Origin of the sequence: Cystobacter fuscus DSM 2262, from assembly GCF_000335475.2 — a bacterium.
GTDB classification, from domain to species: Bacteria; Myxococcota; Myxococcia; order Myxococcales; family Myxococcaceae; genus Cystobacter; species Cystobacter fuscus.
This window is the reverse complement of sequence record NZ_ANAH02000002.1, coordinates 56,780-76,307: the sequence shown is the minus strand read 5'-3', so window position 1 is coordinate 76,307 and position 19,528 is coordinate 56,780. Positions and strand designations below refer to the sequence as shown.

Annotated in this window: 17 protein-coding genes; 11 read left to right on the top strand and 6 right to left on the bottom strand. The window is 67.7% G+C overall.

Going from position 1 to position 19,528, the window contains the following annotated elements:
- The 8 genes from leuC (at position 1) to D187_RS04225 (ending at position 8,003) form a co-directional block, all read left to right on the top strand.
- Complete coding sequence (gene leuC / locus D187_RS04255) at positions 1-1,431, top strand: 3-isopropylmalate dehydratase large subunit (RefSeq protein WP_002622356.1); 1,431 nt, start codon at positions 1-3, stop codon at positions 1,429-1,431.
- Positions 1,432-1,436: 5 nt separating this feature from the next.
- Entirely contained in the window at positions 1,437-2,012 is a 576-nt protein-coding gene (gene leuD, locus D187_RS04250) for a 3-isopropylmalate dehydratase small subunit (RefSeq protein ID WP_020917770.1), read from the top strand.
- Entirely contained in the window at positions 2,009-3,079 is a 1,071-nt protein-coding gene (gene leuB / locus D187_RS04245; RefSeq protein WP_002622358.1) for a 3-isopropylmalate dehydrogenase, read from the top strand. Before leuD ends, leuB begins: the two co-directional genes overlap by 4 nt.
- 36 nt (positions 3,080-3,115) lie before the next feature.
- Positions 3,116-4,843, top strand: coding sequence for a dihydroxy-acid dehydratase (gene ilvD / locus D187_RS04240; RefSeq protein WP_002622359.1), 1,728 nt, complete (start codon positions 3,116-3,118; stop codon positions 4,841-4,843).
- Between the two features lie 40 nt (positions 4,844-4,883).
- Positions 4,884-5,900 carry a ketol-acid reductoisomerase gene (gene ilvC, locus D187_RS04235; protein ID WP_002622360.1) on the top strand — a complete coding sequence of 339 codons (1,017 nt, stop codon included), beginning with the start codon at positions 4,884-4,886 and terminating at the stop codon, positions 5,898-5,900.
- 442 nt (positions 5,901-6,342) lie between these two features.
- Positions 6,343-6,702 (top strand): hypothetical protein, encoded by a 360-nt coding sequence (locus tag D187_RS57435; RefSeq protein WP_245591599.1) that lies wholly within the window; start codon positions 6,343-6,345, stop codon positions 6,700-6,702.
- Positions 6,703-6,753: 51 nt separating this feature from the next.
- Positions 6,754-7,536: a hypothetical protein gene (locus D187_RS57430; protein WP_245591598.1), complete on the top strand. Its 783-nt coding sequence runs from the start codon at positions 6,754-6,756 to the stop codon at positions 7,534-7,536.
- Positions 7,533-8,003 carry a hypothetical protein gene (locus D187_RS04225; protein ID WP_002622363.1) on the top strand — a complete coding sequence of 157 codons (471 nt, stop codon included), beginning with the start codon at positions 7,533-7,535 and terminating at the stop codon, positions 8,001-8,003. The genes D187_RS57430 and D187_RS04225 overlap by 4 nt, the downstream gene beginning before the upstream one ends.
- A gap of 263 nt (positions 8,004-8,266) precedes the next feature.
- Here D187_RS04225 and D187_RS04220 read toward each other — a convergent pair whose 3' ends face one another.
- The 3 genes from D187_RS04220 to D187_RS59075 all read right to left on the bottom strand — a co-directional run bounded on the left by D187_RS04220 (position 8,267) and on the right by D187_RS59075 (position 10,905).
- Positions 8,267-9,160, bottom strand: coding sequence for an Rpn family recombination-promoting nuclease/putative transposase (locus D187_RS04220; protein ID WP_245591597.1), 894 nt, complete (start codon positions 9,158-9,160; stop codon positions 8,267-8,269).
- 16 nt (positions 9,161-9,176) lie between these two features.
- Positions 9,177-10,202: a hypothetical protein gene (locus D187_RS04215; RefSeq protein WP_002622365.1), complete on the bottom strand. Its 1,026-nt coding sequence runs from the start codon at positions 10,200-10,202 to the stop codon at positions 9,177-9,179.
- A 103-nt stretch (positions 10,203-10,305) separates the two neighbouring features.
- Positions 10,306-10,905 (bottom strand): DUF6766 family protein, encoded by a 600-nt coding sequence (locus D187_RS59075; protein WP_002622366.1) that lies wholly within the window; start codon positions 10,903-10,905, stop codon positions 10,306-10,308.
- A 493-nt stretch (positions 10,906-11,398) separates the two neighbouring features.
- Between D187_RS59075 and D187_RS04200 the strand changes: the two genes are divergently transcribed.
- From D187_RS04200 to D187_RS04190, 3 genes are read left to right on the top strand one after another with little or no spacing between them, the layout of a single operon-like run.
- Positions 11,399-13,357, top strand: a complete 1,959-nt coding sequence (locus D187_RS04200) for a peptidase domain-containing ABC transporter (RefSeq protein ID WP_081713556.1) — start codon at positions 11,399-11,401, stop codon at positions 13,355-13,357.
- A 14-nt stretch (positions 13,358-13,371) separates the two neighbouring features.
- Positions 13,372-14,718: an HlyD family secretion protein gene (locus D187_RS04195; RefSeq protein WP_002622368.1), complete on the top strand. Its 1,347-nt coding sequence runs from the start codon at positions 13,372-13,374 to the stop codon at positions 14,716-14,718.
- Positions 14,715-16,139 carry a TolC family protein gene (locus D187_RS04190; RefSeq protein WP_002622369.1) on the top strand — a complete coding sequence of 475 codons (1,425 nt, stop codon included), beginning with the start codon at positions 14,715-14,717 and terminating at the stop codon, positions 16,137-16,139. Before D187_RS04195 ends, D187_RS04190 begins: the two co-directional genes overlap by 4 nt.
- A gap of 94 nt (positions 16,140-16,233) precedes the next feature.
- Here D187_RS04190 and D187_RS04185 read toward each other — a convergent pair whose 3' ends face one another.
- From D187_RS04185 to D187_RS04175, 3 genes are all read right to left on the bottom strand, one after another.
- Entirely contained in the window at positions 16,234-17,502 is a 1,269-nt protein-coding gene (locus D187_RS04185) for a glycoside hydrolase family 30 beta sandwich domain-containing protein (RefSeq protein ID WP_002622370.1), read from the bottom strand.
- Positions 17,503-17,648: 146 nt separating this feature from the next.
- Positions 17,649-18,605: a glycoside hydrolase family 62 protein gene (locus D187_RS04180; protein WP_076606083.1), complete on the bottom strand. Its 957-nt coding sequence runs from the start codon at positions 18,603-18,605 to the stop codon at positions 17,649-17,651.
- A gap of 470 nt (positions 18,606-19,075) precedes the next feature.
- Positions 19,076-19,516, bottom strand: coding sequence for a MarR family winged helix-turn-helix transcriptional regulator (locus D187_RS04175; RefSeq protein WP_002622372.1), 441 nt, complete (start codon positions 19,514-19,516; stop codon positions 19,076-19,078).
- Between the last annotated feature and the right edge of the window lie 12 nt (positions 19,517-19,528).

Sequence of the window (19,528 nt, the reverse complement as noted above, 5' to 3'; positions counted from 1 at the left end):
ATGAACCCTCCTGGACCCCGAAACCTGTTCCAGAAGATCTGGGAGTCCCACCTCGTCCAGCCGGAGACGACCGAGACCCCGGCGGTCCTCTACGTGGATCTCCACCTGGTGCACGAGGTGACTTCCCCCCAGGCCTTCAGCCTGCTGCGCGAGCGGGGCCTGCGCGTGCGGCGACCCGAGCAGACCGTCGCCACCATGGACCACTCCACCCCGACCCTCCCTCGGGATGCACAAGGGCGCTTCCCCATGGCGGACGCGGAGGCGGCGGCGCAGCTCTCCCAGTTGGAGGACAATTGCCGCGAGTTCGGCGTGGAACTGCACGCGCTGGGCACCGAGCGGCAGGGCATCGTCCACGTCATCGGACCCGAGCTCGGCCTGACGCTGCCCGGCTCCACCATCGTGTGTGGCGACAGCCACACCAGCACCCACGGTGCCTTCGGCGCGCTGGCCTTCGGCATCGGCACCAGCGAGGTGGGGCATGTCCTGGCCACCCAGTGCCTGCTGCAGCGCCGGCCGAAGACGATGGAGGTTCGCGTGGAGGGCCGCCTCCGCCCGGGCGTGAGCGCCAAGGACATCATCCTGGGCATCATCGCCAGGATAGGGGTGGGCGGTGGCACGGGACACGTGCTCGAGTACACGGGAAGCGCCATCCGCGGCCTCTCCATGGAAGAGCGGATGACGGTGTGCAACATGTCCATCGAGGCCGGCGCGCGCGCGGGTCTCATCGCCCCGGACGACACCACCTTCGAGTACCTCGCCCGCCGCCCGCGCGCTCCCCGAGGAGAAGCTTGGGACAGGGCGGTGGCGCACTGGCGCACGCTGCCCTCGGATCCGGGCGCCACCTATGACGCGGCGGTGACGCTGGATGCCGACGCGCTCGAGCCGATGCTCACGTACGGGACCCATCCCGGCATGGGGATTCCCGTCACCGGGACCGTGCCCGCTCCCCACCAACTCACGGATGCGAGCGCCCGCGACTCGCTGGAGCGTGCGCTGCGCTACATGGGGCTGACGCCGGGACAACGCCTGCTCGGCCAGCCCATCGACGTGGTGTTCATCGGCAGCTGCACCAACTCGCGGCTGTCGGACCTGCGCGCCGCGGCCCATGTCCTGCGTGGGCGCAAGGTGGACTCCCGCGTGCGCACGCTCGTGGTGCCAGGCTCCCAGGAGATCAAGCGGGCGGCGGAATCCGAGGGGCTGCACGACATCTTCCGCGAGGCGGGCGCGGAATGGCGGGAGCCCGGCTGCTCGATGTGCATCGCCATGAACGGGGATCAGGCGAAGCCTGGCCAGTACGTGGTGAGCACCAGCAATCGCAACTTCGAGGGGCGGCAGGGCAAGGGCAGCCGGACCTTCCTGGCCAGTCCCCTGACCGCCGCCGCCGCCGCCGTCACCGGACAGGTCACCGATCCCCGCGAGCTCTTGAGGTGAAGCCCATGGAACCGTTCCGCACATTGCGCTCGCGCACCGTCGTCCTGGCGCGGCAGAACATCGACACCGATCAGATCATCCCCGCTCGTTTCCTGAAGATCACCCACCGCGCCGGCCTGGGCCGCTGGCTCTTCGCGGACTGGCGTTACCAGCCCGACGGAGGCCCCCGGCCGGACTTCATCCTCGAGCAGCCGGAGGCCCGGGGCGCCCAGGTGCTGGTCGCGGGTGACAACTTTGGCTGTGGCTCCTCGCGCGAGCATGCCCCGTGGGCCCTGGTGGACTGGGGCTTCCGCGCGGTCATCAGTTCCTCCATCGCCGACATCTTCTCCAACAACGCGGTCAAGAACGGTCTGCTGCCAGTGCGGGTGGATGCCGGGTTCCACCGCCGCCTGCTGGCCGAGCCGGGCGCCGAGGTGAGCATCGATCTGGAGCACCGCACGGTGCGGCTCGCGGATGGAACGGAGGCGACCTTCCCACTGGATCCGTTCGCCCGCTACTGCCTGATGAACGGAGTGGACGAGCTGGGGTTCCTGCTCGGCCAGCAAGAGGCCATCACCCGCTTCGAGGAGGCCCGTCCATGAAAGCGCTCATCGCGGTTCTTCCAGGGGATGGGATCGGACCCGAGGTGGTGGCGCAGGGGACTCGCCTGCTGAAGGCGGTGGCGGAGCGCTTCGGCCACTCCTTCGAGCTGGTGGAGGCGCCCATGGGAGGCGTGGCCATCGACCTCACCGGTGCGCCGCTGCCTCCGGAGACGCTCGCCCTCTGTCAGCGGGCGGATGCGGTGCTGCTGGGCGCCGTGGGCGGGCCGAAGTGGGATCCGCCCGCGAAGGTGCGTCCGGAGCAGGGGCTGCTCGCGTTGCGCAAGGAGCTGGGCCTCTACGCCAACCTGCGGCCCGTGGCGCCCTTCCCCGCCCTCCATGACACCTCCACGCTCAAGCCCGAGGTGCTGCGCGGCGTGGACCTGCTGGTGGTGCGTGAGCTCACGGGTGGCATCTACTTCGGCGAGAAGCGCCGCGAGGAGGATCGGGCCTTCGATGCCTGTGTCTACACGGTGGACGAGGTGGTCCGGGTGGTTCGCGATGCCGCCTCCCTCGCGCGGGCCCGCCGAAAGAGGCTCACCTCGGTGGACAAGGCCAACGTGCTGGAGACCTCGCGGCTGTGGCGCGCGGTGACCGAGCGGGTCATCCGCGAGGAGTTCCCGGACATCGAGCTGAAACACATGCTGGTGGACGCCTGTGCGATGCACCTCATCAAACGCCCCGCGGACTTCGACGTCATCGTCACGGAGAACATGTTCGGCGACATCCTCACGGACGAGGCGGCCATGCTCTCGGGTTCCATCGGCATGCTGCCCTCGGCCTCGCTGGGGGCGAACCGGCGCGGGCTCTACGAGCCCATTCACGGCTCCGCTCCGGACATCGCCGGCCGCGGCGTGGCCAACCCCTACGGGACGCTGCTGAGCGTGGCCATGCTGCTGCGCCACTCGCTCGGGCTCGAAGAGGAGGCTCGTGCCGTGGAGAGCGCGGTGGCCGCCTCGCTCGAGGCCGGTGTCCTCACCGCCGATCTCGTTCCTCCGGGCACCCGGCCCGTGGCCACCCAGGAGGCGGGCTGGGCCGTGCTCGACCGGCTCGGCGGGCCCGCGCGCTAGCACCTCTTTCTCCCTCACGGCTTTCCAGGAACCCCCATGTCCCAAGACACACGCCGCAACAGCCGCGCCATCACCGAAGGCTTCGAACGCGCGCCCGCACGCGCCATGCTCAAGGCCATTGGCTTCACCGACGAGGATCTCTCCAAGCCCCTCATCGGCGTGGCCAACACCTGGACCGAGACGATGCCCTGCAACTTCCACCTGCGCCGCCTGGCGGAGAAGGTGAAGGAGGGCATCCGGGCCGCGGGTGGAACGCCCATGGAGTTCAACACCATCTCCGTCAGTGACGGGGTGACCATGGGCACCGAGGGCATGCGCGCCTCACTGGTCAGCCGCGAGGTGATCGCCGACTCCATCGAGCTGATGGGCCGCGGCCACATGTTCGACGCGGTGGTGACGCTGGTGGGGTGCGACAAGACCATTCCCGCGGCGGCCATGGCGCTGCTCCGGCTCAACCTCCCCTCGCTCGTCCTCTACGGCGGCTCCATCGCCCCCGGGTGCTACAAGGGCAAGGACGTCACCGTGCAGGACATGTTCGAGGCCGTGGGCGCGGTGGCCGCCGGGAAGATGTCCCTCGAGGCGCTCGCGGAGATCGAGAACGTCGCCTGCCCGGGAGCCGGAGCCTGTGGCGGTCAGTACACCGCCAACACCATGGCCCTGGCCATCGAGATGCTCGGGCTGGCTCCGGTGGGCTACGCCACCATTCCCGCGGAGGATGCGCGCAAGGACGCGGCGAGCGTCGCCGCGGGCCGGCTCATCATGGACGTGCTCCAGCGGGGCACGTGCCCTCGGGACGTCGTGACGCGCGCCTCGTTCGACAACGCCATCGCATCCGTGGCGGCCACGGGTGGCTCGACCAACGCGGTGCTGCACCTGCTCGCCCTGGCGGGAGAGATGGGCGTGCCGCTCGCCCTGAAGGACTTCGACGAGGTGAGCCGGCGCACCCCTCTCATCGCGGACCTCAAGCCGGGTGGCCGCTTCGCCGCGGTGGACATGGACCGAGCTGGGGGGGTGCCGCTGCTCGCCCGGCGATTGATCGCGGGCGGCTTCATGGACGGGAGCGCCCGGACCATCGAGGGACGCACCTGGGCCGAGTCCTCCGCCAGCGCCACCGAGCAGGAGGGACAGCGGGTCCTCCGGCCCCTGAGCGAGCCCATCCGCTCCACGGGCGGGCTCGTCATCCTGCAGGGCAACCTCGCCCCGGAAGGGTGCGTGGTGAAGATGTCGGGGCACGAGCGCGGCCACCACCGGGGACCCGCGTGGGTGTTCGACCGCGAGGAGGATGCCTTCGCGGCGGTGAAGGAGCGCCTCATCCAGCCGGGTTCCGTGGTGGTCATCCGCTACGAGGGACCGCGCGGCGGCCCGGGCATGCGCGAGATGCTGGGAGTGACCGCGGCGCTCGTCGGTCAGGGGCTGGGTGACTCCGTGGCCCTGCTCACCGACGGGCGCTTCAGCGGCGCCACCCGCGGCCTGATGGTGGGCCACGTGGCCCCCGAGGCGGCCGTGGGCGGCCCGATCGCGGCGGTGCGCACGGGTGACATCATCACCATCGACGTGGAGGCCCGGCGGCTGTCCGTGGAGCTCTCCGCGGAGCAGATTTCCGAGCGCCTGCGAGGATTCCAGCCGCCTCCGCCCCGCTACACCGCGGGTGTCTTCGCGAAGTACGCCGCGCTGGTGTCCTCGGCCTCCGAGGGCGCCATCACTCGGCCGCCTCAACCCCAGGCTCCCTCCGCCGAGCGGCGGCAGGTGGCCGCGGTTTCCTAGTCCCCCACCGTTTCACCCTTACCGCCTCAAGGACCGAACCATGACCACCATCTATTACGACAAGGACGCCTCCCTCGAGCCCATTCACGCCCGCAAGGTCGCGATCATCGGCTACGGGAGCCAGGGACACGCGCACGCCCTCAACCTCAAGGAATCCGGCGTGAAGGTGCGGGTGGGGTTGCATGCCGCCAGCCGCTCGCGCGCCAAGGCGGAAGCGGCGGGTCTCGAGGTGATGTCCGTCGCCGAGGCGGCCCAGTGGGCCGACCTCATCATGATCCTCGCTCCGGATCAGACCCAGAAGCAGATCTACGACGCGGACATCGCGCCCCACCTCACCCGGGGCAAGGCCTTGTTCTTCGCCCACGGCTTCAACATCCACTACGGGCAGATCCGCCCCCCAGCGGACGTGGACGTGCTGCTCATCGCCCCGAAGTCCCCCGGACACATGGTGCGTCGTCTCTACCAGGACGGACGGGGAACGCCCGCGCTCATCGCGGTGCACCAGGACGCCACGGGCAAGGCCAAGGCGCTGGGCATGTCCTATGCGCGCGCCATCGGCACGACACGTGCGGGCGTGCTGGAAACCACGTTCAAGGAAGAGACCGAGACGGATCTCTTCGGGGAGCAGGCCGTGCTCTGTGGAGGTGTCACCGCGCTCGTCCAGGCCGGCTTCGACACGCTGGTGGAAGCGGGCTACCAGCCCGAGAGCGCCTACTTCGAGTGCCTGCATGAGCTCAAGCTCATCGTGGACATGATGTACGAGGGCGGCATGGGCTGGATGCGCCACTCCATCAGCGACACCGCCGAGTACGGGGACTACACGCGCGGACCGCGCCTCATCAACGATTCGGTGCGCGCGGAGATGCGCAAGGTGCTCAAGGAGATCCAGACCGGCGTCTTCGCACGCGAGTGGATCCTCGAGAACCAGGCCGGCCGCCCGGTGTTCGACAAACTGCGCGAGCAGGGCCGCGAGCATCCCATCGAGGATGTGGGCCGGCGTCTGCGCGAGATGATGTCCTGGATTCGTGAGTCCAAGAAGGACTCGAGCGAACGCTGAAGTTGGCGGCGCCGAAGCACAGGAGAAGATGGGAGGCCTGTGGCGATAGAGGGAAACAGCATGTCCTGGAATAGGCCCAGAATGGGGGTGGACCATGCGTAGTAACTCACCATGGGGACGGTGGGTGGGCATGGTGCTCGTCACGGTGCTATCATCCACAGGATGTGCGTCGCTGACGCCACCGCCCAGCCGTGGGATGAACCTGAGCTACACGCCGCGAGAGGCCGTGGTGCCATCATCAGGAGAAGGGGTGAGTGCGAAGCCTCCACTCGCCCTTGCCCCACACCCCTCCTCCCCGCATGCGCTCGAGACACCGGGGCAGCCTCAACGTCGCCGTGGCTCCCGGGAAGCCGTAATGGCGGCGGGCCCTGACGGCGCTGTGGAGTCCGCGTGGCGAAATGCCCTCGCGGCCCAGCTGGCCTTTCGCGGTGCCGTTCTCGACGTGTCCGGCTCCACACGCCGGCTCTCCGGCGAGTTCTCCAGACTCGCTGCCAGCACTCCTGGCATCGCCGGCAGGGCCTCCGGCCTCTTCGTCCGCTACGTCGACCATGGAGTCCAACAACTGCGGTGGCTGGATGCCGAACTCGCCGCCACCACCCGACTGGCCAACGCCGCTTCGGAGGTGAAGGACCCGGACATGCAACTCGCCCTGCTGCGCCTCGCCGGTCCACGTCTCGAGGCCGCCATGTTGGGCTCGCTCCTGCTCGCCGTCTGGCTCGACTTCCTCCACCTCACCGACGTCGCCCTCAAACAGCAGTTCTACAGCGTGGAGAGGCTTTTCGTGGACCTGGACCGCGTCTAGAAGATGCTCGAGCCCACCATGACGGCGCTCTCCCCCGGGGAGTCAAGACAGGTGGAGGCGGCGGCGAAAGACATCCCCATGCTGGTAGGCCATCTCACCCGCGAATTCGCGGCGACACGTGAGGCCATGCGCATGGGGGCGGAGAAGCTCCAGAAGATCCTGGTGCTCAAGGAGTCCATCGAGGCGCTCACCCTTCTCTCGGCGTTGAAGTTCTCTCTGCCCTCCCTGCCGTCGTCGGCTCCCGCCACGCTCGGACTGGCCCTAACGATGGGAGGCGACGGAGTGATGATGGGCACTCGCCTCATCGTGTCCGCCGAGTGGGTGGAGATGATGCGCCAGTTGGTGCGGGCGGGCGTCCTCTCCCTTCCCGCCATCGGCGCGGTCGTACGGATTCAGGCGGGCCAGGTGATGATGGCGCAGTCTCACGACGAGTTGCCCAAGGGCGTGCGCGACGCACTCGGTGACGGGCCCGAGGTACGAGGCATGCGTGTAACAGGCAGGACCGGGGCTGGCATGAACGAGCCACCGCGACACCACGTCCTGCCCAAGGAGTTCCGCGATTGGTTCGAGAAGCGCGGCTTCACCAGAGAAATGGACATCGATCAGTTCTGCGTCGAGATGGAGCAGGCGCATCACGAAGCCATCGGAGGTGGTGACTGGCGCCTGGGTCGCCAATGGCCCGGCGAATGGAACCGGATGATCATGAAGGCGCTGAGAAACGCCGAGAGCGATGCCGGCCGGATGTTGACGCGAAATGAGATCCTGGACATCGTCGTGGCGACGATGAAGCGCGACAGAATCCCGGTGAACTTCACTCACTGGAGTGGGCGATGAGCGGGACTCATCCCTGGGAGGGCAATTGGAAGGTCCGTCTCTATGAGCGGGTTCGCGAGCGTGGTCATGAATCGCTCACCTCATTCGCCGAGGCGCGTCCCACCGCCTCTTTGGTAGCGCTCGCCGAGGAACTCGGCGAGGATGACATCACCGGCGTGCAGGTATTCAGTGGGCTGGTAGCCGAAGCAGAGCGGAGTAAGCGGCTCACGCGCCTGGTGCGCGGACAGTTCGTGCGCGAATTGTACGAGGCGCTCCCTGATGGATGGCCGACTGAAATGGACGACACGAACCGTTTCAAGGTCGCCAAGGCACTCGGCATGTGGTCTGCCTACACCCCAGAAACCCATGAGGGTCGCGTCGATCAGGTCAGGGCAGCACTCCGTGCCTCACCTCCGCCACCCGGCTGGCGACCACTCGGACCCGACGACGAACTGCTGCTCACGCTCCTGCCTGACGAGGAAGTCTGAACATCACCTCTGGAAGGCGCGTCTGACGAGGCGCGGTCGAGCCAAGCCATCACGGCGGGACGTAGCGACTGGGGGTGACTACACGCCATCGTGTCGGATTGGGGCTCGACCCCCGCGCTGGGCGCCCTGGCGCTTACGCCAACTGAGCAGGCGGCGGAGGTAGCGCCAGGTGCGCCAATATTGGAACGAGCTCGCCGGAATTCCCTGGTGGCGGGTGCGCTTCCCACCGCCTCTACGTCAGTGGCGCGCGAGCGGAAGCCGTGTCACGAGTCCTTTGACCGAGACGCGTGTGCCCCGCCGTCCAGCACCTCGGAGAGGGTCGTGGCCTGGAGGACCCGGTCGAACCAGTTGTCGAGCGTGTCCATGTCCGTGCAATCGAGGATGCGTTGCCGGGCTCCTTCCTCCACGTGAATCCCCCGAAGAGCAAGTATCCGCAGGAGGCTCTCGGCACGTCCCCGTGCCAGTCCCTTCTCCAACCCCTGCGTCAGGCCCTGCTGACGTCCCTGCTCGATGAGTTCCTCGCCATAGCTCCGCATCAACTCCTCCGCGTGTTGCTCATCCAGCACTGAATGTAGCACCTGCCCCGTGGCGTCGTGGACGGCCTTGTCCCCGGTCCACAGCAGGTAACGGATGACCACCAGCAAGTGTTCGGTGCCCTCTGGAGCCGCCTGCACCTGGGCGAAGAGGCCCACCCACTCCGGCAGCTTGCGTGCCAGTTCCCCAGTACGTCCGTAGCGCAGCACCAACCACGCCAATCGGACCAGTGGAGGACCCGATCGTGCTTTCAACGCCTCTTCCCGTTCGGCGGTCAGGTCGTCGAGCAGGTATTCGAAGCGCGGTACCCACGCTCGCCAGTGCGCCCGCTCCTCCTCGCTCTCCCCCGGCAGCTCGAACAGGTCCTCCACCCGCCGCGGCGCGCGCCAGGCCCCCTCCGGCCCGTGGTACATCACCAGCGGGAGGATGACCGGCAACAAGGCGTGCTCTGGGTGCTCCTGACGCCAGCGCTCCACCTGGCGCACCACGTAGCGCAGCATCCTCAGCGCCATCCACCGATCCACCGACGACTGGTGCTCCAGCAGCACGTACAGCAGCAGCGGGCGGCCCGAGCGCTGTACAAATCGTCTCGTACAAATCGTCTGACACCTTCTCTGAGACACCTTCTCTGACACCTTCTCAGAGATAGTTGAGCAGCACCGTCCCGGCGCAGGTCAAGGAGCCGATATTCTGGACGGTGAGGTAGTACTTGCGCTCGGTGGTTCCGCTCGAATTGATCACCTGCTGATAGGAGGACTTCGTCACCTCGAGCTGGCAGGTGCTGGTGCCGGCCGCGCCCGCCGGAGACAGCCCGGTCGCATAGACGCGGTCAAGCGGGTTGGCGTTGTTCCAGACCCAGGACAAGGACGTCCCCGGGCTCATGGAGCCGGTCGACCAGGATGAGTTCGCATTGGTGATCGTCGCCAGCTGGATGTCACCCTGGCATGCAATCGCGCCGACATTCTTCACCGTGAAGTTGAACTTTCGCTCTCCTCCAGGCTGCTGGACGTACCAGCTGCGGGTCACTTCGAGCTGGCAGGGGTTGGCGCTGGTCGACCCGGAGGGCGAGATGCCGACGACATGCGTGGCGGTGAGCGGGTTGGCGTTATTCCAGGTCCAGTTCTGCGACGCCCCCACCTCGATCCCCCCCGTCGCCCAGGTGCTGGCTCGCTCCTGCCACCCGAGCAGGATGTTCGTCCCGCAGGTGATGCCGCCCGTGTTCTTGATGTTGAAGTGAAACTCGCGCTCACCGCCGTATTGCTGGACGTCCCAGGCCCGAGTGACCTCGAACTGGCACGGCCCCGTGGTGCTCGCGCCGATAGGCGACAGGCCCACCTTGTAGGCGCCGGTGAGGCTGGAGTTGTTCCAGTACCAATGCTGGGTCGCACCGGGCGCGACGGAACCCGAGTACCACGACGACGCGAGCCCCGCGAGGCCAGGGCGCACCGCCATTCCCCTGACGCCCTCGGCCGCCGCGGCCGCCCTGCCGTCGAGCGCCACGAGAGGCACTTCCTCCTGGGACGTGTCCACGGAAGGACTCGCGTTCTCCTGGGAGGGCTCCTCCAAACGGCTCTCCTCGACGGGCATCTCTCCTGGCTCCACTCCGCATCCCGTGAGCAACGTGGTCCCGAATACAGCCAGCGCAGCAAGCTTGATGCTCTTCATGACGTGCTTCTCCTCGGGTGTGCGGCACCCGCTCGGGTGGGTGTTCCGTGCTTCACCCGGCATTACGACGGGATTTTCCAATCTTCCCGCCGGGCCTTTTTTTTCAGGTGAAGCGGGCCACGAGCGCCGAGGCACGGCCTTTGGCGAAGCAATCTCGACCTGGGGTGCTCCAGGGCAACGAAAGGAAGAAGGGCGGGCGGCACGAGCCACCCGCCCTCCGGAGCGGCGGGACCCAGGCTACCGCGGGAGCGACGAGAGAGGAATGACGTGGAACTGCCTCGAATCCACGGTGATCAGCGTACGATCGTCCGGGGTGATGACCTTGTCTCCGCCGTATGAGCCGTACAAATCGTCCGTACAAATCGTCTGACACCTTCTCAGACACCTTCTGAACCGGGAACTGATCACGTACTGCCATAAGCTCACGGCCTGCTGCCCGTGCTGGAGTTGCTCCTCGTTGAAACTCATGCGCGAGGGCCAGCCCGCCCCGGTGAACGGGGCCGGGAGAGTCCGGGCGTACCTCCTTCCGAGGATCCCGGTCAACCGCGTTGTCACCTGTGAGCCTCTTCGACTCGCCCGATCCCTTCTGCTTGAGGAAGGAGGAGAGCAGGACGAAGGCACCCATCTGGAAGAACTCGCTCTCCCAGTTCTCGAACGTGGCCTCGATGAACTCGCCCGAGAGCAGATACCTGGAGTAGCTCACGCTGGGTTGTCCGTGCTCACGCTGATCCTAGATGCGGACTGGCAATCACCCTCCCACTCTCCTGAGGGGCTTTGGTCCAGGTCGCCACCCTCCAGAGGGTCATCCTTCGGTTTTTCCGAAGGAACCCCGTCGAATTATCTGACTTTCCTGCACAGGGGTCGGCACTACCCTAGGGCACTTCGGACAACCCCTTTCATTCCAAGCGTTCCACGGGCCTTCCGTTCTCATGTCTGACCAGACTTCCTCCCCCACGCGCCCCCCCCGAGGTGAGCCCTCCCTGCCAACCGGCCAGGGAGGCCCTTCCGCGTCCGCCTCCGAAGTTCTCGAGGCCGTCCTCACCGAGCTCGCCCACACCGCGGGGCTCGAGCCCGGGCATGGAACCGTGCGCGGAGCACTGCAGGATGCCAGGAGACACGACCCCGGGTCCCTCGAGGACACGTGGAGCCGGCATCTCCAGCACGCGGGCCTCGCGCTTGGCCTCACGCTGACGCTCATGCGCCGTCCCCTCGAGGAGGTCCTCCGCGAAGGGGGCCACCAGGGGCCACTCGCCACGGTGTCCGTCTCGGAGCAGGGTGCCCGGTGGCTCCTCATCGACGAGTGGGAGACGGGCCGGGTGCACGTGCACACCAACCTGCGGGCCGAAGGACAGGCCTGGCTGGAGCACCGGGAGCTCTCCGCGCTGCTCGCCGCCTGGGGTCCAGCGCCCCTCACCTGGGTGATTGCCGAGGAGTCGGAGTCCCTCCAAGCCCTGCGGGGTGAGGCGGACCAGACGCCCTCGCCCTTCGCCCGGGTGCGCGAGCTGGTGCGACTGGAGGCGGCGGATCTCCGGGCGGTGCTCGTCTACGCGGTGGGCGTCGGGCTCTTCGCGCTGACCACGCCCATCGCCGTCCAGTCCCTGGTCAACACCGTGGCTTTCGGCGCACTGCTCCAGCCGCTGGTCGTGCTGAGCATCCTGCTGCTCGGAGGACTGGTGTTCGCCGGAGGTCTGCGCGCCATGCAGTACTGGGTGGTGGAGCTGCTCCAGCAGCGCCTGTTCATCCGCGTGGTCAGCGACCTGAGCCACCGGCTGCCCCGGGTGCATGCGCGGGCGCTGGACCGGGCACATGGCCCCGAGCTCGTCAACCGCTTCTTCGACGTCGTCACCATCCAGAAGGCCAGCGCCACCCTGTTGCTCGAGGGTCTATCGGTGGTGCTCCAGACGGGCATCGGCCTGCTGATGCTGGCGTTCTACCATCCGCTGCTGCTGGCCTTCGACTTCTTCCTCCTGCTGTCGGTGGCGGTCATCCTCTTCGGCTACGGACGCTCGGCGGCCGCGGCGGGTCTCAAGGAGTCCAAGGCCAAGTACGCCGTGGCCGCCTGGCTCCAGGAGCTGGTGCGCCACCCCATCACCTTCCGCCAGCACGGCGCGGCGGCCCATGCCCTGGAGCGCGCCGACATGCTCGCCCGCGACTGGCTGGGCCTGCGGCGCAAGCACTTCAAGTACCTGTTCCGGCAGGTGCTCGGCGCCCTGGGCCTGCAGGCGGTGGCGAGCGCGCTGCTGCTGGGCCTGGGCGGCTGGCTCGTCATCGACCGGCAGTTGTCCCTGGGCCAGCTCGTCGCCGCCGAGTTGATCGTCACCGCGGTCCTGGCCGCCTTCGCCAAGTTCGGCAAGCACCTGGAGGCCTATTACGATCTGCTGGCGGCCTCGGACAAGCTGGGCCAGCTCGTGGATCTGCCCCTGGAACAGGCCACCGGGGAGAGCCATCCGCCCCCGTCCGGGCCCGCGAGCCTGGAGCTGCGCGACGTGAGGTTCCACTACCGCGAGGACGCGCCCGTGCTGCGCGGCGTCAGCCTCGAGGTGCGGGCTGGACAGAAGGTGGCCCTCACGGGCGACACCGCCGGGGGCAAGAGCACCCTGGTGGACCTGCTCTACGGCCTGCGCCTGCCCACGCGTGGCCGCATCCTGCTCGACGGGAGCGACACGCGCGACGTGTCGCTCGCCACGCTTCGCCGGGACGTGGCGCTCGTCAAGACGCCGGAGATCTTCGCCGGAACGCTCGTGGACAACGTCCGGATGGGACAGCCCTCCTTGACCCTGGGCCAGGTGCGTCAGGTGCTCGAATCGGTGGGCCTGGGAGACGTGCTCGCCCAGTTGCCGGAAGGACTCCACACGCCACTGACCACGGGTGGCCTGCCCCTGTCCTCGGGACAGGGGGTGCTGGTGCATCTGGCGCGCGCGCTCGCGCTCCGTCCTCGCCTGCTCATCCTCGACGAGGTGTTGGACACGCTCGACACGCGCACCCGGGCCCGCGTGCTCCAGACCCTGCTGGCGCCCGATGCCCCCTGGACCCTGCTCCTCATCACCCACCAGCCGGAGCTGCTCGGCCAATGCGAGCGCGCGCTCGTGCTGAGCGACGGCCAGCTCCACCCCCTGAATCCCGAGTCCCGAAACCACGAGGCGCTTCCTTCTTGAACCCGCGTCCGACCATGAATCCGACCTCCTCCCCCACCCTGCCCTCGCTGCCCGCCATGCGTCTGGTGCGCCATAGCACCCGGGTGGCGCGCACGGTGGCCCGGGTGCTGATGCTGACGCTGCTACTCGGTGTGCTCGCACTGCTGGTGGCGCCCTGGCAGCAGAACATCACCGGCCACGGCCGTGTCACCGCCTACGCGCCGCTGGAGCGCCAGCAGACCCTCCAGGCCCCCATCGCCGGACGCATCACCCGTTGGGCGGTACAGGAGGGCTCGCGTGTGAGGGAGGGCGAGCTCCTCGTGGAGCTGTCCGACAATGATCCGGAGCTGATGACGCGGCTGCAAGAGCAGCGCGGCGCCATCGAGGCCCGCATCAGCGCCGCCCAGAGCCAGATGCTGGCCTACGAGTCACGCGTGGACGCGCTGCGCTCCTCGCGCCTGGCGAGCGTCGACGCGGCGGGCTCGCGCGTGCGCATGGTGCGGGAGCGCATCCGCTCCGCCGAGCAGTCGCTCGCCGCGGCGGAGGTGACGCGCGAGACGGCACGGCTCAACCTGGAGCGCCAGCGCACCCTGCACAAGGACGGCCTGACGGCCACCCGGGCCCTGGAAATCGCCCAGTTGGAGTACACCAAGGCGGGCACGGACACCGAGAGCGCGCGAGCCAGCCTCAACGCCGCCCGAAACGAGCTGGCGGCGCTCAGCTCGGAGCGCCAACGCATCCAGACGGACGCGGATGCCCTCGTCAACGACGGCCTCGCCAAATACGAGTACGCCAAGGCCGAGCTCGCCAAGGAGCGCATCGAGCTGGCCAAGCTCGACAGCACGCTCGCGCGCCAGTCGACCCAGCAGATCCGCGCCCCGCGCGCGGGCACCCTCCTGCGGATCATGCCCCGGCAGGGCGCCGAGGTCGTCAAGGTGGGAGATCCGCTCGCGGTGCTGGTGCCCGACACGGACTCGATCGCCGTCGAGCTGCATGTGCCGGGCCGGGATGCCCCCCTCATTTCTCCCGGACGCCACGTGCGCTTGCAATTCGAGGGCTGGCCCGCCGTTCAGTTCGCGGGGTGGCCCTCGGTGGCGGTGGGCACCTTTGGCGGCACGGTGGCCTTCGTGGACGCCGCGGACGACGGCCGGGGCGGCTTCCGCATCGTCGTCGTGCCGGACGAGGGGGAGGCGTGGCCCTCGGGCCGCTTCCTGCGCCAGGGCGTGCGCGCCAATGGGTGGATCCTCCTGGACGAGGTCCGCCTGGGTTACGAGATGTGGCGCCAGTTCAACGGCTTCCCCCCGTCCGTCGCCACCTCCGAGCCGGATGCCTCCGGCAAGGACACGTCCGGCGGCAAGGCCTCCGCGGGAGGAGCGTCATGAGCCCGCGCCACGCCTCCGGAAGCGTCCTGGCCCTGCTGCTGATGGTGAACCTGACGGCGTCGTCCACGCGCGCCGCGAGCCTGCTCCCACTCACGCTCCAGGAGGTGCTCGACTCCACGCGCGAGCGTCACCCGGGCGTGGCGGCGGCCCGGCAGGGTCTGGCCACGGCGGACGCCGAGTTGCTGTCCGCCGAGGGGGGCTTCGACACCCTGGTGAAGGCGAAGGGGACATACGTGCCCTTCAGTTACTACCCCCATGAGCGGCTGGATGCGGCCATCGAGCAGCCCACGCCCCTGCTGGGCACGCGCCTCTTCGCGGGCTACCGCCTGGGACGGGGGGACTTTCCCGTGTACTACGGCGGGTACGAGACGCTCTCGGATGGAGAGCTGCGCGCCGGTCTCGAGATTCCCCTCTGGCGCAACGGCACCCTCGACAAGCGGCGGGCGAGCCTCTCCCAGGCGAGGCTGCGGCGGGAGATCGCCGGGTTCACGTTCACGGGCGAGCGGATCGAACTGCAGCGTCAAGCGGCCTACCACTACTGGGATTGGGTGGCCGCGGGACAGCAGCTGCGCATCGCCCATGACCAGTATGAACTGGCCGCCGCGCGCCATGACCAGCTCGCCCGCCGAGCGGAAGCAGGAGACATTCCACGAATCGAGCACACGGAGAACGAGCGCGTGCTCCTGGAGCGCGACGCGGACCGGATCGCCGCCCGGCGAGCGCTGGAGAAAGCGGCCCTCAAGCTGTCACTGTCCCTGCGGGATGCCCAGGGAGAGCCGTACGTCGTGCCCGCCTCCCGGCTGCCAGACGGACTGCCCGTTCCGGAAACGGCGCTCGAGGACTCCCTGGACGCGTGGCTCGAGCGGGCGCTGCGGGGGCGGCCAGAGCTGCGGGAGCTGACGCTCCAGCGCGACGTGCTCCAGGTGGACGCGGCCCTGGCGCGCAATCAGGCGGCCCCGGCGGTGGACCTGGGCCTGAGCGTGGCCCGGGACGTGGGAACGGGGCCGGCCAATCTGAGACCCACCGAATTCCAGGCCTCGCTCACGCTCGACATTCCCCTGCAGGCGCGGGCGGCGCGCGGACAGCGGCGGGCCGCCGAGGCGAAACGAGCGGCGGTGGAGGCCAAGACCCGGCTGGCGCGCGACAAGATCGCCACCGAGGTGCGTGACGCGGTCTCGGCCCTGCGGGCCGCCCATGAGCGGGTGGGGCTCGCCCGGAACGCCGCGGACGTGGCGCGGCGGCTGGCTCGGGCGGAATTCACGCGCTTCGAGCAAGGCGCCACCCACCTGCTGGTCGTCAACCAACGGGAGCAGGCCGCGGCCGACGCCGAGCTCAAGGAGGTCAAGGCCCTGATGGACTACCACCACGCGGTGGTGGACCTGCTCGCCGCCACGGCCACGATCGAGCCAGTATCGCCGTGAGTGGCCCAGAGCGAGGACATGGCGGGAGCGCGGAGATACTTCGCGGAGCACCGGGCCGAACGTCCGGGAGGCGGAGAAGCCGACCGCGTCCGGCTCAGTCTCCGGACGAGGTGCCCTCGGACGCGCCGGTCGCGCTCGCGGTGGCCTCGCCGACGAACGTGGCAATGCTCTGCGGATCGACATAGAACGACGCCTTGCCGTTCTGGGCCTGATAGCCGCCGCCATAGCCGACGTTCAGGCTCGACGAGGTGCCGTACTTGGTGAACCTGGCCACGCGGCCGCTCGGCACGCTGACGTTGAGGACTCGGTGCTGAGTGCTGGTGTTGACGACGACGAGCACGATCTTGCCGTCCGGCGTCGCGTACGCGGTCGCATAGACGTCCGAATACGGTTTCTCGGTGGTACCGATGCGCACGGAGCCGGGCCGGACGAAGCGCGCGAACTGGGACATCACGTAACCGCGCTTGCTGACGCTGCCGTTCTCCGAGATCAGGCCGTAGCTGCGTCGGATGTACCACCAGATGTACCCGCTGTAGTTGGCGACCATGCTCTTGTGCAGTTCGCTGCCCACCTCCAATGCCGACGGCCAGACATTGCCGTCGGTGTTGTCGGTGTAGTGCTCGGTCATCCACAGTTCCTTGCCCTTGCTCCGGGCCAGCGGATAGTCCTTCGGCTGCACGCCGTACAGGTGGCCGCCGACGATGTCCACGTGCTGGCTGGCGGTGGCGCTGTTGAGGATGGGATCGGTCACCGCCGGGTTGAAGTTCAGTGACTCGGAGGCCAACACCTTCAGCGTGCCGAACCTGGCGCCCTGGGCATTCAGGAAATTGACGAAGTCGGTCCCGCTCCAATCCGCCGACTCGTAGTCCGGGTGCCAGTCGGGCTCATTCTGCAACGAGATCGCGTACAGCGACGCGTTGTTGTTGGCCATGTAGCTGGCGAACCCGAGCAGGTGCGTCGCATAGGCCTCGTAATACTGCGGCAGCAGTTTGCCGCCGTTGTTCAGGTTGTTGTTCGACTTCATGTAGGCGGGAGGCGTCCACGGCGACCCCAGCAGGAGCACCCCCTTGGCACGCGCGCGCGCGGCCGAGGGCACCTGCAGATTCCACCTGGAATTCGACGGGTCGATGCGCATCCGCATGATCGACAGGCCGAGCTGGCCGACGTCGCTGCCGAAGGCCAGATCGATCTGGGCCGGAGTCAGATCGTCGATCCATCCCGGGCCATTCATGCCGCCGAAGCCGCGAATGACCTGATGCGTTTTCGATGGATCGATGACGATGTCCTGCGCCGATGCGTTCGCACCGAAAAGACATGCGCCCAGCAGAGGCAGGAGCGCTCGCGATACAAATGACGTTTTCATGTTACTCCCAGCACTTGTGAGAAGAGCATTCGGTCCGATGGCCTGGAGTACCATCGAACCAGTAGCAGTCATGGGCGGCCGACCCCGGAACGCGGCGTCGGCCTGGGTGTGGACAAACCCGAACGACAGTTTCGCTGACGCCGTGGTCAGCAGGAGGAGTTGGTCTGGGTGAGCAGCCCGAGCCGATAGGGGAGCAGGTTGTAGTCACCGCCCGCCGAGGGGTTCTTGCCCTGGTAGAGGTACTGCAAGCGGCACGGGTCGATCTCCATCGTCTGGTCGATGCCGGAGCGGATCATCTCTCCGTGGCTGATGTCGTTGGTCCAGGCACCCGACGGGAACGTGACGTTGTTCGCGCGCGCGAACGGGTTGCTCTCCGTTGCCGCCAGCGGCGTCCACGAACCGGTGATGCCGTTGGCGGTCCACGACCGGAAGTAGCGCTTGCCGTCACTGCCGATCGCCTCGACGATCAGCAGATAGGTGTTGGTGCCCTTGATCTTGTAGATGTTCGACGCCTCCCACAGCGCGTACTTGTTGGAGTCCTGCAACACCATCACGGTGTTGGTGAACCCATTGGGGAAGTTGGCCACCGTGGTCTGCGCGCGGTAGAGATGGCCGTTGTCGTCGGAGGAGAACAGGTAGCAGTTCACGGTGTCGCAGACGACCCAGAAGTCCACCCAGTACCCGTTGCCGATGTTGCCACGAATGATGTCGGGCATCGAGCTCTGGAAGTTGCGCGGCGCCGACCACGTCTCGGGCCTCTCGATGTCGGTGGTGGTGGAGTACGACGGCAGACCGGTCTGGTAGACCAGGTACCAGCGGTTCTGCGGCGCGAACCAGAACACCTGCGGCGCCGCGCGGTATCCGGCGCCAATCGCCGAGCGGTCCAGGTAGTACTGTGACGCCGAGGACGCCTGCGACCAGTCGGCGAAGCCGGTGTACATCATGTTGTAGTTGCCGGCCGAATTGGCGGTCGAGGCGAACACGTGCCACTTGTTGTTGTAGCGCACCACGGTCGGATCCTTGACCGCGACGATGTTGTGCGAAGCGTCGGACTTCGGGCCGATCAAAACCCCGCTGGACGACCAGCGGAAGCTTGATGGCAACCCGGCCGCGGTGGCCACCCCTTGGGTTGAGTCCGTGGACGGTCGACCCCCGGCGGAAGCCGCGGCGGTGGCGCTATTCAAACAGAGAGTGGTTGCGGCGAGCGCCGCGTACCAGCGTGTTCCTCGCATTGGAGTCCTCATCGTCATCGTCAGTGGGAATGGGCAAGCAGCCGCGACACCGGACGCCGCCCGACCCGGGTCAAGACATCCGCTCGATTGAACTTTACTCCTGCTCACCGTAGCGACGTCGCGTCCAACCCGTCAATACTCGAACAGCCCGAATTGTGAGCGCTCACATGAGATTGTTCATCAGTGGACAACAGGTCAAAGACAGTGGGTCCAAAGAATTCCTTTACTCGTGAGGAGATGAGGTGTCGGTACGAGTTCTTTGACAACTTCTTGGTAGACACCTTCTTGGTAGTTCTTTGACACCTTCCTGGCGCCCCACGAGCGTTGACCGGGGAGCGCGCCTAGCTTTGCTCGTCGGTCATCGCGGCGAGGTTGGCCAGCGCGCGACGCAGCAGGCCATGGAGCGTCTCGATCTCCTTGGAGGAGAGGCCAGCCGTGGCCTCGTCGTTCGATTGCCCGAGGAGCTCGAGCGCCCGCGGCAAGAGCTTCTCGGCACGGGCACTGAGGCGGATGCGGGTGGCCCGGCGGTCTCGCGGGTCGGGCGACCTCTCGATCAAGCCGGCCCTGTCCATGCGCTGCAGCAGCGCGGCGGCGGTGGGCTGCTCGACGTGCGTGCGCTGAGCGATCTCCGTCTGGGTCAGCGCCCCCTCCTCGGCCAGGCAGACCAGCACCGGGATGTGGGCGACGCCGAGTCCCAGCGGACGCAGCTGCGCCTCGGCGACGCGCATGAATGCCCTGGCGGTCCGGGTGACGAAGTAGCCCGTGTCGTAGTCGATATCCATTGCTTGCCGCTC